The sequence below is a fragment of the Acinetobacter sp. F16 genome (assembly GCF_052712855.1).
Window position 1 is genome coordinate 1 of record NZ_JBRATK010000004.1, and the last position, 16575, is coordinate 16575.

Genomic DNA, 16575 nt, shown 5'->3' on the forward strand with positions numbered 1-16575 from the left:
AAGCTAAAGTGTAGCTATGAGGGTGCAGTTGCATTAGCTTGTGTATTTATTTGGCTACCTTTATCGGGTAAATTCTATACTTGAAATGTCAACAGACCCTAATTGTCTTCACATAAATAATCTTTATAAAAAAAGCCCCAAACGGGGCTTTTTTCAAAACAATTTAACTTAAAAAATTAAGCTAATATTATTTTGCAGCAGCTTGAGCAGCAGCAACTTCTTCAGCGAAGCTCATTTCTGCTTTCTTCTCAATACCTTCACCTACTTCGAAGCGAACGAATTGAGCAACTGTAGTACCAGTTGATTTAAGAACTTCAGCAACTTTCTTGTCGTTGTCGATTACGTACATTTGACGCTCTAGAACAACTTCGTTCAAGTATTTTTCAACTGAACCAGTTACCATTTTTTCAACGATGTTCGCAGGTTTACCAGATTCTAATGCTTTCGCTTCAGCAATTTCTTTTTCTTTAGCGATAAGATCAGCAGATACGCCTTCAGCATTTACAGCAACTGGGTTGAACGCAGCAACGTGCATTGCAATACCTTTACCAGTCGCAGCATCACCTGTGTAAGACACAACAACACCGATTTTTAAACCGTGTTTGTAAACTGCAAGGTTTTCGCCTTCAACAATTTTAGCACGACGAACTTGGATGTTTTCACCGATTTTTTGAACAAGAGCAATACGCGCTTCTTCAACAGTGTGGCCATCTTCAAGTTTCAATTCAGCAATTTTAGCAGCATCAGTTTCATTTGCAGCAAGAGCAGCAGCAGCAACTTTAGCAGAGAAACCAGCAAAGTTTTCGTCTTTAGCAACGAAGTCAGTTTGGCAGTTTACTTCTAAAAGAAGTGCTTTGTTGCCTTCTTGAGCAATCGTGATCGCGCCATCAGCAGCAATGTTACCCGCTTTTTTAGCAGCTTTTGCTTGACCAGATTTACGAAGGTTATCAATCGCTAATTCAACATCACCATTCGATTCTGTTAATGCTTTTTTGCATTCCATCATTGCAAGACCAGTACGGTCACGTAATTCTTTTACCATGCTCGCAGTAACTGCAGTCATGTTGTTCTCCTAAATACGGTAGAAAAATGAATCTGTTCAACAAAAACGGCCCAAAGTGTTCTCTGGGCCGTTCTGCTTTCTTGACGCTTAATTTGCCACCATTACATGTCGCAAAAATGACAACCTTGCGTCAAAACGCATTAAGCCTCTGGAGCTTCTTTAACTTCTTCAGCTTTCGCTTGAGCGTTTGCTTGTGATTGAGCGTACTCTTTACCAGCAAGAATCGCATCAGCCATAGCAGAAGCATAAAGTGTAACAGCACGGATTGCATCGTCATTACCCGGGATAACGTAGTCTACGTTGTCTGGGTTAGAGTTTGTATCAACGATACCGATTACAGGAATACCAAGGTTTTTAGCTTCTTTAATCGCGATTGATTCGTGGTCAACGTCAATTACGAATAATGCGTCAGGTAAACCACCCATGTTTTTAACGCCGCCTAAAGCACGTTCAAGTTTTTCCATCTCACGAGTACGTTCTAAAGCTTCACGTTTAGTAAGCTTAAGGAAAGTACCATCTTGAGATTGAGTTTGAAGGTCTTTTAAACGGTTGATTGATTGACGAAGAGTTTTCCAGTTCGTCAACATACCACCTAACCAACGGTGATCAACATATGGTTGACCAGCGCGTTGCGCTTGTTCACGGATGATGTTAGATGCAGCACGTTTAGTACCAACGAACAATACTTTGTTCTTTTTGCTAGCAAGATTGTTAACAAAGTTCAAAGCATCATTTAACGCAGGAACAGTGTGTTCAAGGTTGATGATGTGAATTTTGTTACGCGCACCAAAGATGTATTCACGCATCTTTGGATTCCAGAAACGAGTTTGGTGACCAAAGTGCGCGCCAGCTTGAAGAAGGTCGCGCATGCTTACGTTGTAATCTGCCATTTTCTATACCTTAAAGTTTGGGTTAGGCCTCCATATATCCGCATTCTCCACTCTTTGCAGAGCACCCAGAGAAATGTGTCGATATATGTGCGGATTTTTTGCCCCATCGCACAAAGCCCGTGAAATTTATTCACGAAAAAGCATTTGATAAAATGGGCGGCTATTTATACCATAGTCACATACAAATTTCCAAAAGTTTTTAGAGATCATGAACAGTACTTACGAAGCTCCCCGTCGACTCATTAAAACCCCTGACGAAATTGAAAAAATGCGTGTAGCGGGGCGACTAGCAGCTGAAATTCTGGATATGATCAAACCGCATATTGTTCCGGGTGTGACGACCCTTGAGCTTGATACGATTTGTCATGACTATATTGTCAACAAACAGGATGCCATTCCAGCATGTTTAGGTTACGGTGCAGCGCCTGGCCGCCCTGCATTCCAGCATGTGATTTGTACATCTGTGAACCATGTGGTGTGCCACGGCATTCCATCTGACGCTAAAGTATTAAAGAAAGGCGATATTTTAAATATCGATGTTACTGTCATTAAAGATGGTTACCACGGCGATACCAACATGATGTACATCGTCGGTGGCGAAACCTCCATTTTGGCTGACCGCCTGTGTAAAGTTGCTCAGGAAGCCATGTACCGTGGTATAGAAACGGTTAAACCCGGTTCAACCATTGGTGACATCGGTAATGCCATTCAAAAATATGTTGAATCTGAACGTTTCAGTGTCGTACGTGAATATTGCGGTCATGGTATTGGCACTGTATTCCATGACGAACCTCAAGTCCTTCATTACGGTCAACCAAATACCGGTATGGTTCTGGAAGAAGGCATGACCTTTACTATCGAACCTATGGTGAACGCTGGTGTTTGGCAAACTAAATTATTAGGTGACAAATGGACTGTTGTTACTAAAGATCATAAGTTATCTGCACAATATGAACACACTCTTTTAGTAACCAAAACAGGTGTTGAAGTACTCACTGCACGTCCTGAAGAAGATTTATCTCGCTTCATGTAATTATTCTATTTAATTGCATCTTAAAAATGGCTACTTCAATGTAGCCATTTTTATGTTTAAACTTTTTTATTTTATTCAGTCACTTTATTTACATTAAAGATTTTTCTAAATATTCAATTTTTTGGGTTATTTTCTATGCTTCTAAAAATATAAAATCATCTCTATTAAAGCTAAAACCATGAAAACAGTTATTCATAAAAATATATTTTTTACATATCGTATATTTCTTGCACCCCTTTCTCCTGTTTTTTAGGCTAAGATAGTGTGCTTTTTTATTTTTTAATCCCTATAAGAAGGAATACTGCCGTGGACGTACGTCTCTCTGATCGTGTCAATGCCATCAAACCGTCCCCTACACTTGCTGTTACCAATAAAGCTGCTGAACTTAAAGCTGCTGGTAAAAACGTAATTGGTTTGGGTGCAGGTGAACCAGATTTTGATACCCCACAACACATCAAAGATGCAGCAATTACTGCGATTAACAACGGTTTTACCAAATATACCGCTGTTGACGGTACTCCAGGTCTTAAAAAAGCGATTATCGCGAAATTTAAACGCGACAATAATCTTGACTATGCAGCAAACCAAATTTTGGTTTCTTGCGGTGGTAAACAGTCATTCTTTAACTTGGCACTTGCCTTGTTAAACAAAGGTGATGAAGTCATCATCCCTGCGCCATACTGGGTAAGCTATCCAGACATGGTGATCATCGCTGAAGGTGTTCCAGTTGTTGTTAAATGTGGTGAAGAACAACGTTTCAAAATTACTCCTGCTCAACTAGAAGCTGCAATCACTGATAAAACCCGTTTAGTGGTGCTTAACAGCCCATCTAACCCTACAGGTATGATCTACACTAAAGCTGAATTAGAAGCTTTGGCTGCAGTTCTGCGTAAATACCCAGAAGTTATGGTTGCTTCAGATGACATGTACGAACCAATCCGTTGGGATGACGAGTTCTACAACATCGCAACTGTTGCTCCAGACCTTTATGACCGCGTAATCGTGCTTAACGGTGTGTCTAAAGCTTATGCCATGACTGGCTGGCGTATTGGCTATGCAGCGGGTCCTGCTAAACTCATTGGTGCAATGAAAAAAATCCAGTCTCAATCAACTTCAAACCCAACTTCGATTTCACAAGTTGCTGCTGAAGCTGCATTGAATGGTCCTCAAGACGTGCTTGAGCCAATGATTGAAGCATTCAAACGTCGTCATGACCTAGTGATGGATGGATTAAATGCAATCAACGGTATTTCTTGCCTTCCTGCTGATGGTGCATTCTATGCCTATGCAAACATCAAACCATTGATTCGTGCAAAAGGCTTAAAATCTTGCACAGAATTCTCTGCATGGTTATTGGAAGAAACTGGTGTTGCCGTTGTTCCTGGTGATGCATTCGGTCTTGGCGGCTTCATGCGTATTTCTTACGCAACTGCTGACGAAGTTCTTATTGATGCGCTTGCTCGTATCAAGAAAGCTGCTGATTCAATCGAAGGCGTTGATGCTGCAATTGCATCTATCGAAGCTGAAAAAGCTGCAAAATAATTTAAAGACTTTCTTAAGTTTTTAAGAAAAAAACCCGCGTTGATCGCGGGTTTTTTTCTATCTCAGAATTTATCTTTTTAAATCTAAAAACATCCAGATTAATTCTTTTCTAAACACATTTTAATTATTTCAATGTGCTCTGTACATGCTTCTGATCAGGCGTTGTTCTAATCACCAAAGCAATTCCTACTAAAACAATGATGACAGACATGATCATCCGCCAGCTTAAAGTCTCACCAATAAACAGCGCGCCACCTAAAATAGCCAAACACGGTACAGATAGCTGTACACTGCTGGCTGTCACGCGGTCAATCTGTTTGACAATGACATACCACAGCACATAGGCACCACTTGAGGCCAAACCGCCTGACAGCACCGCTAAAAGTATACCTTGAGGTTGTATAAAGCTTTTTGCATAAAACGCTGCATACGCCAGCAAGACAAAAGGAATCGCCAGCACAAAATTAGCCAAAGTACTTGCCAATGGGTTTTGCATTTCCTTACCCGCAATGCTGTACATTGCCCAGCCTATTCCTGAAAGCACCATAATGGCTGCATAAACCAAATTTGGAGCATCTGCGCCCGGAAGCAAGAGAATGAAAATGCCGATAATCGCAATACACAACCCGGCACCACGGCGCAGATTGATTTTTTCACCATGACATAAACCATAACCGACCATACTGAGCTGCACCGTACCGAATAACAGTAATGCCCCGACACCGGCATCTATGTGTAAATAAGCCAGTGAAAAGGCGACTATATACAGCGCCAGAAAAAAACCGTTTTTAACACGCCACTCAATTTTAGCTTTTTGTGCAGAAAACAGGTAAAGCATCGATAAAACAGCAGCGCCACTACAGACACGAATCAGACTGAAACTCATCGGGTCAATTTGCTGGCCTGCCAATGCCAAACGGCATAAAACCGAATTGGCAGCAAAAGCCAACATGGCAATCATGATTTTAAACAGCATGGTTGAGCATCCCTATCAACAACCTACTTTAGATATAGCCAATCTAACTTTTTAAATCCATAGTGATTTGCTGATTCAATTTAAAAAAAACACAAATGAACAAATACCTTGATATCCATCCACCATTATTTTTATTCTTGATCTTTAGAAAACAACGCAATCACCTCTGTTTCTGTCAGCTTTTGGGTATCATTAGCAAAGCGATAAAACTCTGGTTTATGATCAATATAGATTTCCATATCCAGCTTCAAATCTTATGGTTGCTCATTTAAAGCAAAGACATTGACTGCACAATAGTTAAACTCACGGCTACGCCAAAACAAAGTTGTTCCACACCGATTACAAAAGCCACGCTCAGCCCATTCCGAAGAAGGATAAATTGATAAATTTTTCTTGTCAGAAAAGACTAAACTGTTCTGACTCGCATCAATTGTCATCATCATCGTACTGTTTTGCCGACGGCACATCGAGCATGAGGCGGTCACGCCGCAAGAACGTGCACATGATGATTTTGTAATTGAACCTTAAAAGTCGTCGAACCACATAAGCATTGGCCTTGCATCTTTTTATCCTTTTTTTGTTTTTCTAAAAAATAGCACGCTAAGGAAATAAATAGAATGAATCCCAAAGAAATGACAGGACTGCAACTTTTACAAGCCATGTGTACAGGGAAAATCCCACCTACAAGTATTAGTGAGACCATACCAATGCAGCCCTATGAAGTTTCAGCAGGAACGATTCATTTCAAAGTAAAAGCAGATCATCGCCACTTAAATCCTTTAGGGGGCGTACACGGCGGTTTTGCCGCAACATTACTGGATTCCGTCACCGGTTGTGCGGTACACAGTATGCTGGAAGCTGGTGTAGGCTATGGCGCCATCGACTTGAATATAAAAATGTGCCGTCCCAATCCCACAGACAAAGAACTTCATGCCGTGGGCACCATCATTAATATCAGCAAGAATTCGGGTATTTCTGAAGGTAAAATTATTGATGAAGATGGCAAACTTTATGCGCATGCTACTGTGACTTGTATGATTATTCGTTAATACAAAAAATACTGTATTTGGCGCACGTCCTAATTCAACTAGAACTTAAATTAAGTTACTTAAGTTCTAGCAATCACTCATCATTAGACAGCCGATTTAAGTGATTTAGTTAACTCTGGAAAAGGCACTTCTGGACGTGACGTCGCTTTATAAATACATAAATATTTGAACACACTATCGAGAGATACAGCGAGTTTCTTCTGTTCCGATACTGACCAAACTTTCGAGTTATTGCGTCCGGATAAGGCGCTGCCATTCAGTTGATACAAATACAGATCATGATCACGTTGCAAAGGTTGCTTACGACCATTTGAATAGCTTTCTAGTAATAGTTGACAGGGTGAATCAATCAACCATTTATCACTAAACCAAAGCTGCAACAAATCACCCAGATATAAGGCTCGAGTTCCTACAGGCCAGACTTGGACATAAGCATCTTCAACCGCAGTTTGATAGCGCTGTGGATCTTGAATGATAGAAAGGTAGTTGTCTTGATAAAAAGATAAATTTGAAAAGATTTCAGCAATCGTCAGCGTATGCATTCGCTTTCTCCTGTTTAGCCATTTTAGTGCTGGCAAGTTGGTTTTAAATCCACACTGTTTGAACTTTCATTCAAACGCTCTGTTATGCATTTAATCTAACAAGCCGATTTTGGCTGTGCAAGTTTTTTTAACGTTTTTGATTTATTTGTCTAAATAAAAAGCATACAGCACAAAAATTAAGGAATCATGACACTTTTAGCTTGACCCTCTACAAAATCTCCTTATAATCGCATGCAGATTCTCCAATAGCTCAGTCGGTAGAGCGACGGACTGTTAATCCGCAGGTCCCTGGTTCGAGCCCAGGTTGGAGAGCCAAATACGAAAAAGCCCGCAGCATTAAAGCGGGTTTTTTTTTGCCTGAATAATTCATAAAAATTTAAGTCATTATGAAAACAATGATCTTAATTTCTTGTTTTTAAATTATGTTTTTAAATTAAATCTGCAAATCCCTATCCGATATCAAGCTACGCTATTCATAGCTATAAATTTTTTAAAGATATAGAAAAATCATTTTGAAATAATAAATAAGCAATCAAAAAAAAGCGCATCGAAATGCGCTTTTTCCTTATTTATCCTATCTCAAGATTGGATGGAGATAGATCGTTTTATTGCTGAGGTAAAGGAATATATTGGGAAGTATTATTCTGTGCTTTACGTTCAGTCACCACTACATTCAGACTTAATGGTTTATCATCTCGAACCACTTCAACTTTGATGGTGCTGTTTGGAGCTTGCAACGCAACATAATTAATCAAGTGTGAAGCAGAAGTAATCGGCTCGCCATTGACCTGAATAATCTTGTCGCCTTTTTGAATTCCCGCTTTAGCTGCTGGACCTTGAGGAAGCACATCTGCAACCACAACACCAGTTTGCTTAGGTTCAAGAATGTTTTCCTGTTGCACCGGCATCAGGCTAATCCCCAACCAGCCACGAACCACACGTCCATCTTTCAAAATTGAATTCAGGATTTGCTGACAAACTTTCGCAGGAATGGCAAAACCAATACCCAACGACCCCCCAGACTGGGAGAAAATAGCCGTGTTCACACCAATCAAATTACCCGCAACATCAATGAGTGCACCACCCGAGTTACCTGGATTAATCGCGGCATCGGTTTGAATGAAATCCTCATAGGTATTGATGCCTAAATCCGAACGATTGGTTGCAGAAATAATCCCCTGAGTAACAGTTTGCCCCACACCAAACGGATTACCAATGGCAAGAACCACATCTCCCACCTCATTACCACTCAGTTTAAATGGCAAAACAGGAAGCTTGTCGAGTTCAATCTTGATCACGGCAAGATCTGAATCTGGATCTGTCCCAATAATTTTTGCTACAGCGCGACGCCCATCATTTAATCCAACCACAATTTGATCAGCCTGCGCAATCACATGATTATTGGTCAAGATATAACCATCCGAACGAACAATAACACCCGAGCCTAGGCTATTTTCATTTTGTTCCTGACCGAATTGATCGGGTACTTGATCACCAAAAAACTCACGAAATGCAGGATCATTTAACAAAGGATGTTCAGTTTGCTTCACTTTTTGTGTGGTGAAAATATTCACCACCGCAGGCGCAGCAACTTTAACCGCAGCATTGTAAGAATCAACACCGCCTGTTCTTGAGGTACTGACTAAAGGCTCTACTTTTTCTACCGGCATTTTTACGCCATCAGCCGCAACAGGTGCTTTAGGCTGCTGGTATTGTTGCCATGCAAGAAAACCGAGCGTGACCAGAATGAGTAAAATCCAAGGTAACCATGTAAATGTGCGACGCACGTTAATTTCCTCTAACAATATTTTAATTCGTTGATGACTAAGTAATTTATGCGCCATTGTAAAATGAAATACAGCAGGAAACATAAAAATAGCGCAAGAGTTTTGTCATGCTTTAGTTACAATTCAAAATGTGTTTTGATGATGTTAAATATTTAGGCTTTTGAGAAATTTATGGCAAAGCTCAATGAAATTATTCAGTGGTGCAACCAAACCCTGAAATCCCACGAATTTAAAGACTATGCACCAAATGGTCTGCAAATTGAAGGTAAACCTGATGTAAATAAAATCTTGTGTGCGGTAACTGCTTCACAAGATGCAATTGAAGCAGCGATTGAACAAGGTGCAGATTTGCTGCTGGTTCATCACGGCTACTTCTGGAAAGGTGAACCCTACCCGATTACCGGCATGCGCGGTAAACGCATCAAGAGCCTCATTCAGCATGATATTTCACTGGTCGGTTATCACTTACCTTTAGATAGTCACCCAACTTTAGGTAATAATGCGGCGATTGCGGATATTTTAGCCTTAGAAAATATTGAAGCCTTAGATCCAGGCGAACGCAATCCGATTGGTAATATTGGTTATTTAAAACAGCCCGTGTCTGCTGAAGAGTTTAAGCTGTATGTGTCGCAGCGTTTAGATTTTAATGCCATTCATCTTCCTGCTGCTAAAACCTCAATCCAAAAAATCGGTTTCTGTACGGGTGGTGCACAAGATTTTATTGGCAAAGCGGCGGAGCAAAATTGTGATGCTTATATTTCTGGTGAAGTCAGTGAGCGTACCTATTATGAAGCCAAAGAATTGAATGTGCATTATTATGCCTGCGGACATCATGCAACCGAGCGTTATGGCGTACAACGCCTTGCAAAAGCTATTTCGGAACAGTTCGATATTGAGTATAGTTACTTCGAATTAAACAATCCGATTTAATTCAAATCTGATGGTTTGACATTTTCTTTATACGTATAAATTCAGGCTTTATTCTGTATTGTTATTTATAAGCAATGCGCAATTTAGGCAAAGAATCCATTACAATAAGGCCACTTAATGTCAAAACCCAGCAAAACGCAAGGAATTGAAAACATGACAACGATTACTTTACCGGCACTTCCATACGGTTACGAAGATCTTGCTCCACACATCAGCAAAGAAACTTTAGAATACCATCACGACAAACATCACAACACTTACGTTGTAAACTTGAATAACCTGATCAAAGGTACTGACCTTGAAGGTAAAACTTTAGAAGAAATCATTAAAGCTGTTGCTGGTGATACCTCTAAAGCGGGCATTTTCAATAACGCTGCTCAAGTTTGGAACCATACATTCTACTGGAACTGTATGACTAAAAACGGTGGTGGTAAAGCGACTGGTGCTTTGGCTGCTAAAATTGATGAAGCTTTCGGTTCTTACGAAAAATTTGCTGAAGAATTCGCTGCTGCTGCAACAACTCAATTCGGTTCAGGCTGGGCTTGGTTGGTTGCTGACGAAGTAAATGGCAACCTTTCTATTCTTAAAACTTCAAATGCTGATACTCCACTTGCTCACGGTAAAGTTGCAGTATTGACAATCGACGTTTGGGAACATGCTTATTACATCGACTACCGTAATGCACGTCCTGCTTACATCAAAACTTTCCTAGAAAGCTTGGTAAACTGGGATTATGCAAATGCTAAATATGCTGGCCAAGAAGCTGGCGTTGAAAAATAAGATTTGAAATAAATTTTATTTTTTGCATAAAAAACCACCCGTTATGGGTGGTTTTTTTATTTTTAGGGCATATCTGCATATTTATAAGGCAAATGATTCATTTGTTTATATTTACGTGTTGACGGCTTAGCTTTTCATCCCTAAAATGCGCATCAGATTCTCCAATAGCTCAGTCGGTAGAGCGACGGACTGTTAATCCGCAGGTCCCTGGTTCGAGCCCAGGTTGGAGAGCCATCTATTCTTCCATAGCTCAGTTGGTAGAGCGACGGACTGTTAATCCGCAGGTCCCTGGTTCGAGCCCAGGTGGAAGAGCCAGATTCTAAAAAGCCCACTCATCATGAAGTGGGCTTTTTTTATCTAACACATTTCTATTTTACTTCTTATACAACACATACTTTTTTTGATCTCTGATCCTTAACCAATCCCTTTTATTTAAATCGTAGATTATTCCCCTATCTATTGTTCGCTTATTAAAATTTAGTTATGTTCAGGCTAATAAAAATATTTTAATAAATCCTATGAATGCCACCTGGTTAAAATCTCTGATTTTCTGGATTATTCTGCTTATTGTCATGTTCGCAGTCTTTCAATGCAGTCAAAATTCTGAAAATAAAAAGCAGGCTTCCGCGCTCATGTATGAACGCTTATTTGATTGCACCCGTAACTTACCCCAAAAGAACCCAGAGGTTTTAAAACACATTCAACAACAACTCAAACCTGAGCTTACTCAAGCCGAGCTGATGCAATTGATCAACGAATGCCGTAAAGCACATCCCTTACAAAGCAAAGAAAATTATATAGACCTCATAAAATCACTTAAATAATCAGCAATAAGTTTATTTTTAAAACATTCAATTCATTTTCATGGTTTTTTTAAGCATAAGCCCTTGACCCCTTCAGCTTAGATACATAGAATGCGTATCAGATTCTCCAATAGCTCAGTCGGTAGAGCGACGGACTGTTAATCCGCAGGTCCCTGGTTCGAGCCCAGGTTGGAGAGCCAAATTCTAAAAACCCACTCTACTTGAGTGGGTTTTTTCTTATCTGTAGATTCATATCGTGTTTAATTCCAGTTCATCTACCTTTCTTATTATTGGTATTATTGCCAGTCTTGCATTGATCATCCTGTGTGCTCAGCAATATTTTAAAACCAAAAAAAAGTTTTATCCCAAACGTGTCATTACGCCGTATGAATGCAGAATGTACGTTCGCTTAAAAGAGGCCTTTCCTCAATACCACGTCTTGGCACAGGTGGCCTTTAGTGCGTTAATTACCAGCCATAACCTTAAAATTCGCAACAAATTCAATCGCAAAGTCACTGATTTCGTTTTACTCAACGAATCGCTGCAAGTTTTGGTGATTATTGAACTAGATGACCCAACGCATTTATACAAAGTTGAAGAAGATAGATTTCGCGACCATATGCTGCATGAAGCGGGATATCGCGTATTACGCTACACCGAGATTCCAAATGTCAGACAACTGCATAAAGATATTCTTTAACAACCCCTTTATGAAAGTCTATTCCTAAATAGCCAAACCACTAAAGGTAGCGTCATCAACGCTAAAACAGCTAGCAGAATGAAATCCCGGTTAATCTGAGAAAAACTGACCTCTTAAAAATACAATTTACTAGGCTTGTAATGGACAGGATAATTTGCACAAAGCGGTATTATTCAACTCTTATGCATGCTTTTTTATTTTGCATCATTTCTTCTCTACAACATTTTAATTCAGCATAAAAAAAGCATCTGGCTAAATTATATTTAACCAGATGCTTTTCATAAAATTTAACTTTCAGACCGGTTCACAATTAAAGCAATGCAATAAAGATCCCGGCAAAAATAATTAGCCCCACCCAACGGTTATGCCGAAATGCCCAAAAGCACAGTTGCGGATTTCCGTCCTTGGTTTTTGTCCACTGATAAATAAAGTCAGCCACCACCACAAGCAAAGCCATTAATCCAAAAGGGACAAGTAATGCCTCTCGGAACAAAGCTGCACCTATCAGTAACACACTTGCTACCTGTAATAGCGAAATGATTTCGATGTCATATTTTCCGAATAAAATCGCTGTTGATTTCACCCCAATCTTTAAATCATACTCACGGTCGGTAATGGCATATTGCGTATCGTAAGCCACTGTCCAAGCCAAATTACCAAAGTATAAAAGCCAACAGGTCAAATCAGGGGTTTGCCCGACTGCGGTATAGGCCATCGGAATGGACCATGAAAATGCCGCACCTAAAAAAAGCTGAGGCAAGTTGGTATAGCGCTTCATAAAGGGATATATAAATGCTAAAAACAACGCTCCAAATGACCAGTAAAAGCTTTCTATCGGTAAGAAGAACAACAGGCAAGCACTAGCAGCAACCAGAATCAAAAACACCCAGATGGCTTCTATGGGCTTAATCACACCCGTCGCTAAAGGCCGATCTTTGGTTCTGGCAACCGCCCCATCTACTTTACGGTCTGCAAAGTCATTTATGGCACAGCCCGCTGCACGCATAAAAACCACACCCAAGATCATCAACAACAGTATTTCGAAGTCAGGGATGCCCTTTGTTGCAATCCACAATGCCCACATGGTTGGCCAAAACACCAACTCTGTGCCAATGGGCTTATCAAAACGACATAAATAGTAATACGCTGCTAAACGCTCACGCCATGTAGTTTGTTGCGCAGTGTCCATGACTGTCCTTAACCAGATTTCTGTTAAATATTTTATTGTGAAGTATTTTGCTGAATAAATTGTTCAAATGCAGGTAGAAAAGTCTCTTGAACAATAAATTTACAACCATGCCAAGTATAGCAACTTTGCCGTGTCCAGCCATCTTCAAGCAGAATCACACGGCGCTCGCAATGTGGATTGGTTCGTTGAAACAAGAACCAGCCAATCGGTTTTTTACCAATATGCTGAAAGATACGTGCACGGGATTGCAGACTTAAAATCGGAAAGATACTTTTCGCTTTGACCCAAGGCTCCGCTTCACAGCCATATAAATAGCTTTCACGCACCCATGAGGTATGCTGATGCGGCATATTCATCCAGTGGCTGTCTGCAAAGCTTAAACGCAAAAAATGCTCCTGGATGGGCTGTACTTTAAATTCTCCATCCGCCAAATCTGTCAGTTGCTGCGTGAGTGAACCTGATGCATACAACCATTCACGTAATTCAGCAGGAATCTGTTTATCCTGTCGTTTACATGCTCGCTTGTTTTGCATAAGTCCCCTGCTCGTTTAGGTTGATCAATTTTAATCTCATATATACATCATGTTAGCAATAGCCAATGTTAACTCAGCCATCACCCTTTCCCCACCATATCCAATCAAATGCGGTTAACAGTTATCTGTTTTGGCAATCGCTTCAAATTTGCCCTGCGAGGTCTTGATGAGAATCATCCCTTCAGCACTTAAATAGAAACTTTTAGGATAATCAAAATCTAGAGCGAGTTCTGGATTTTTTAGCGCTACAAATTCCGCTTGTTTATAGCCTTCCCCAGTGCGACCGACCTCAACATAAGTGACTTCAGAAAAATTCATTTTAAAGCCTTTGTCATGATCTTTAGGATCAATCCATGGATAAAAGCTGGTATGTTTTTTACGTGGTTTAGCCATAACAATTTTAATTTTGAAATCTGGTGTTTATATTAACTCAAGAAAAGAAAAAACCCGCTACAAGAGCGGGTTTTTTAAAGCTTAAATTCAGATCAGAATTATAGGCTGTAGTACATGTCAAACTCAACTGGGTGAGTAGTCGTGTTAAGACGACGTACTTCTTCAGTTTTAAGTTCGATATAGGCATCAAGCATTTCTTGAGTGAATACGCCACCTTTTAACAAGTAGTCGTGATCCGCCTCAAGCGCTTCAAGCGCCATTTCTAGGCTATGCGCAACTGTTGGGATTTTCGCTTCTTCTTCAGGAGGAAGGTCATACAAGTTCTTGTCAGCAGCTTCACCTGGGTGAATCTTGTTTTGAATACCGTCAAGACCAGCCATCAACAATGCTGCGAAACCTAAGTACGGGTTCATCATTGGATCTGGGAAGCGTGCTTCAATACGTTTGCCTTTAGGGCTAGACACGTATGGAATACGGATAGAAGCAGAACGGTTACGTGCTGAGTAAGCAAGCATAATTGGTGCTTCAAAATGTGGAACCAAACGCTTGTACGAGTTTGTAGAAGGGTTTGTGATTGCATTCAATGAACGCGCATGTTTAATCACACCGCCAATGAAGTAAAGCGCCATTTCTGACAAGCCTGCATATTCATCACCAGCAAACAAGTTCTTGCCATCTTTAGAGATCGACATGTGAACGTGCATACCAGAACCGTTATCGCCAACCATTGGTTTAGGCATAAAGGTTGCAGTTTTTGCATATTGGTGCGCAACGTTCCAAACAGCATATTTAAACTGTTGAACTTCGTCCGCTTTACGAACCATGGTATTGAAGCTCACACCAATTTCTAACTGGCAAGATGCAACTTCGTGGTGATGTACTTCTACACGACCAGGACCCATGATGTCTTCGATTTTTGCACACATTTCTGCACGCATATCATGTGAAGAATCCACAGGAGGAACTGGGAAGTAACCGCCTTTAACACGTGGACGGTGACCAGAGTTACCGCCTTCGTAGTCTTTGTTTGTAGACCAAGCAGCTTCTTCGGCGATTAATGTGTGGCGCGCGCCAGACATATCGATTTCCCATTTTACTTCGTCAAAAACGAAGAATTCTGGTTCTGGGCCAAAGAATGCAGTATCACCAATACCCGTAGATTTTAAATATTCTTCTGCACGGCGAGCAATTGAACGCGGGTCACGGTCGTAACCTTGGCCAGTTGAAGGCTCGATCACGTCACAAGTGACAACAACTGTTGCTTCAGCAAAGAACGGGTCAAGGAAGCAAGTTGCAGGATCTGGACGTAAGATCATGTCAGATGCTTCGATGCCTTTCCAACCGGCGATTGAAGAACCATCAAACATTTTACCGTCTTCAAATGTATCTTCGTCAATCGTATCTGCTGGGTAAGTTACATGTTGCTCTTTACCCTTAGTATCAGTAAAGCGAAAATCGACCCATTTTGCGCCACTTTCTTGGATGAGTTGAAGGACCTTGTTCGCCATGCTCATTGTGCTCCGATGATTTTTTGTTGCACCTGCTAAGTGCGTGTTAGTAGTTGGCAGTTATTAAGCAAATCTCATACCAACTTTAAAAAATAAAGATAAAATATTGAATTCTTTATCAGAATAGAAGATTTAGATACTTTAGTTTGAGACTATTATACTGTGTGTAAATGTAAATGCACCATATTCAAACACTCTTCATTACTTTTGCTTAAAAAGCTGCTTTAAGTGTATCAAAATGGTGCGAATTTATTTTTAATAAGTTGTAAATGATCTTTTTTTATCTGTATTTGACTTAATATTTATCATCTCAGATTAAAATAAATACTTAAAAGTTAATTTTCAACCATGTTGATGATTTTAATGCTTAATATTTCAACTATTGAATTTTAACTGCGCTTATAAATTTAAATTTCAAGTGCTGTTATCTCATTATTTTTTCATAATTTTATAATTTATCCAATTTAACCCACACATTTTTTCAGCAAATGAAGAAAGAAAGACCGTGCGCCATTTTGGTGATAATTGCGAAATATTATTTCCTGCTTTTAATGCCCCTTTATGAAGCTCAGCTTCAACTAATCCAATATAAATGCAAACTAAACTTACTTATAGTTAGCCTATTACTTAAATTTAATTTTCTCTATTCATTTATTGCTTTTAAATCTAAATAAAGCCTGCATATGATTTAAAGTTACTTTCAAGTGTTGAAATAAACATCGATGAATTTCATTCAATATAAAATGCAAATAAATCAGCTTATTCTCATCCTGCGATTCTTCTAAAATCATTATCATAGAAATAGTTCAGCAGAAAATGCTTATTTTTTGCTATGATTATTCGCACTCCATTTTTGA

The 16575-nt window shown here is 39.9% G+C and carries 16 protein-coding genes, 4 tRNA genes and 2 pseudogenes; 12 read left to right on the plus strand and 10 right to left on the minus strand.

Annotated elements, in window-relative coordinates; translation table 11 throughout:
• Positions 1–84: pseudogene (locus ACU0NF_RS03325) on the plus strand (IS5/IS1182 family transposase); the annotation flags it as partial.
• A 103-nt stretch (positions 85–187) separates the two neighbouring features.
• Here ACU0NF_RS03325 and tsf read toward each other — a convergent pair.
• On the minus strand, positions 188–1063 hold the full coding sequence (gene tsf / locus ACU0NF_RS03330) for a translation elongation factor Ts (RefSeq protein ID WP_445660131.1): 876 nt from the start codon (positions 1061–1063) through the stop codon (positions 188–190).
• 140 nt (positions 1064–1203) lie between these two features.
• Positions 1204–1953: a 30S ribosomal protein S2 gene (gene rpsB / locus ACU0NF_RS03335; protein ID WP_067724130.1), complete on the minus strand. Its 750-nt coding sequence runs from the start codon at positions 1951–1953 to the stop codon at positions 1204–1206.
• A gap of 208 nt (positions 1954–2161) precedes the next feature.
• Here rpsB and map point away from each other — a divergent pair, with 208 nt between their 5' ends.
• On the plus strand, positions 2162–2986 hold the full coding sequence (map, locus tag ACU0NF_RS03340) for a type I methionyl aminopeptidase (protein WP_445660132.1): 825 nt from the start codon (positions 2162–2164) through the stop codon (positions 2984–2986).
• 306 nt (positions 2987–3292) lie between these two features.
• Positions 3293–4528 (plus strand): pyridoxal phosphate-dependent aminotransferase, encoded by a 1236-nt coding sequence (locus tag ACU0NF_RS03345; RefSeq protein ID WP_445660133.1) that lies wholly within the window; start codon positions 3293–3295, stop codon positions 4526–4528.
• 124 nt (positions 4529–4652) lie between these two features.
• Here ACU0NF_RS03345 and ACU0NF_RS03350 read toward each other — a convergent pair whose 3' ends face one another.
• Positions 4653–5504, minus strand: a complete 852-nt coding sequence (locus ACU0NF_RS03350) for a DMT family transporter (protein ID WP_445660134.1) — start codon at positions 5502–5504, stop codon at positions 4653–4655.
• 131 nt (positions 5505–5635) lie between these two features.
• Positions 5636–6066: pseudogene (locus tag ACU0NF_RS03355) on the minus strand (GFA family protein).
• 55 nt (positions 6067–6121) lie between these two features.
• Between ACU0NF_RS03355 and ACU0NF_RS03360 the strand changes: the two are divergent.
• Complete coding sequence (locus ACU0NF_RS03360; RefSeq protein ID WP_445660135.1) at positions 6122–6553, plus strand: PaaI family thioesterase; 432 nt, start codon at positions 6122–6124, stop codon at positions 6551–6553.
• An 83-nt stretch (positions 6554–6636) separates the two neighbouring features.
• Here the strand turns inward: ACU0NF_RS03360 and ACU0NF_RS03365 are convergent, their stop codons facing one another.
• Positions 6637–7095, minus strand: a complete 459-nt coding sequence (locus ACU0NF_RS03365) for a hypothetical protein (RefSeq protein WP_445660136.1) — start codon at positions 7093–7095, stop codon at positions 6637–6639.
• A gap of 239 nt (positions 7096–7334) precedes the next feature.
• Here ACU0NF_RS03365 and ACU0NF_RS03370 point away from each other — a divergent pair.
• Positions 7335–7410: transfer RNA gene (locus ACU0NF_RS03370), tRNA-Asn, on the plus strand.
• A 290-nt stretch (positions 7411–7700) separates the two neighbouring features.
• Here ACU0NF_RS03370 and ACU0NF_RS03375 read toward each other — a convergent pair.
• Positions 7701–8882, minus strand: coding sequence for a trypsin-like peptidase domain-containing protein (locus tag ACU0NF_RS03375; RefSeq protein WP_445660137.1), 1182 nt, complete (start codon positions 8880–8882; stop codon positions 7701–7703).
• 171 nt (positions 8883–9053) lie between these two features.
• Here ACU0NF_RS03375 and ACU0NF_RS03380 point away from each other — a divergent pair, with 171 nt between their 5' ends.
• From ACU0NF_RS03380 to ACU0NF_RS03410, 7 genes are all read left to right on the plus strand, one after another.
• Positions 9054–9812 carry a Nif3-like dinuclear metal center hexameric protein gene (locus ACU0NF_RS03380; RefSeq protein ID WP_445660138.1) on the plus strand — a complete coding sequence of 253 codons (759 nt, stop codon included), beginning with the start codon at positions 9054–9056 and terminating at the stop codon, positions 9810–9812.
• A gap of 153 nt (positions 9813–9965) precedes the next feature.
• Positions 9966–10592, plus strand: coding sequence for a superoxide dismutase (locus tag ACU0NF_RS03385; RefSeq protein WP_445660139.1), 627 nt, complete (start codon positions 9966–9968; stop codon positions 10590–10592).
• A 158-nt stretch (positions 10593–10750) separates the two neighbouring features.
• A tRNA-Asn gene (locus tag ACU0NF_RS03390) sits at positions 10751–10826 on the plus strand.
• A gap of 5 nt (positions 10827–10831) precedes the next feature.
• Positions 10832–10907, plus strand: a tRNA-Asn gene (locus ACU0NF_RS03395).
• 257 nt (positions 10908–11164) lie between these two features.
• Positions 11165–11416: a hypothetical protein gene (locus ACU0NF_RS03400; protein WP_445660140.1), complete on the plus strand. Its 252-nt coding sequence runs from the start codon at positions 11165–11167 to the stop codon at positions 11414–11416.
• 103 nt (positions 11417–11519) lie between these two features.
• A tRNA-Asn gene (locus tag ACU0NF_RS03405) sits at positions 11520–11595 on the plus strand.
• 56 nt (positions 11596–11651) lie between these two features.
• On the plus strand, positions 11652–12095 hold the full coding sequence (locus ACU0NF_RS03410) for a DUF2726 domain-containing protein (protein WP_445660141.1): 444 nt from the start codon (positions 11652–11654) through the stop codon (positions 12093–12095).
• A gap of 310 nt (positions 12096–12405) precedes the next feature.
• Here ACU0NF_RS03410 and ubiA read toward each other — a convergent pair whose 3' ends face one another.
• The 4 genes from ubiA to glnA all read right to left on the minus strand — a co-directional run bounded on the left by ubiA (position 12406) and on the right by glnA (position 15724).
• On the minus strand, positions 12406–13284 hold the full coding sequence (ubiA, locus tag ACU0NF_RS03415) for a 4-hydroxybenzoate octaprenyltransferase (protein WP_445660142.1): 879 nt from the start codon (positions 13282–13284) through the stop codon (positions 12406–12408).
• A 32-nt stretch (positions 13285–13316) separates the two neighbouring features.
• Positions 13317–13817, minus strand: coding sequence for a chorismate--pyruvate lyase family protein (locus ACU0NF_RS03420; RefSeq protein ID WP_445660143.1), 501 nt, complete (start codon positions 13815–13817; stop codon positions 13317–13319).
• 114 nt (positions 13818–13931) lie between these two features.
• Positions 13932–14210, minus strand: a complete 279-nt coding sequence (locus tag ACU0NF_RS03425) for a hypothetical protein (protein WP_445660144.1) — start codon at positions 14208–14210, stop codon at positions 13932–13934.
• A 98-nt stretch (positions 14211–14308) separates the two neighbouring features.
• A complete protein-coding gene (gene glnA, locus ACU0NF_RS03430; protein WP_171458424.1) occupies positions 14309–15724 on the minus strand; it encodes a type I glutamate--ammonia ligase in 1416 nt (471 codons plus the stop codon).
• Between the last annotated feature and the right edge of the window lie 851 nt (positions 15725–16575).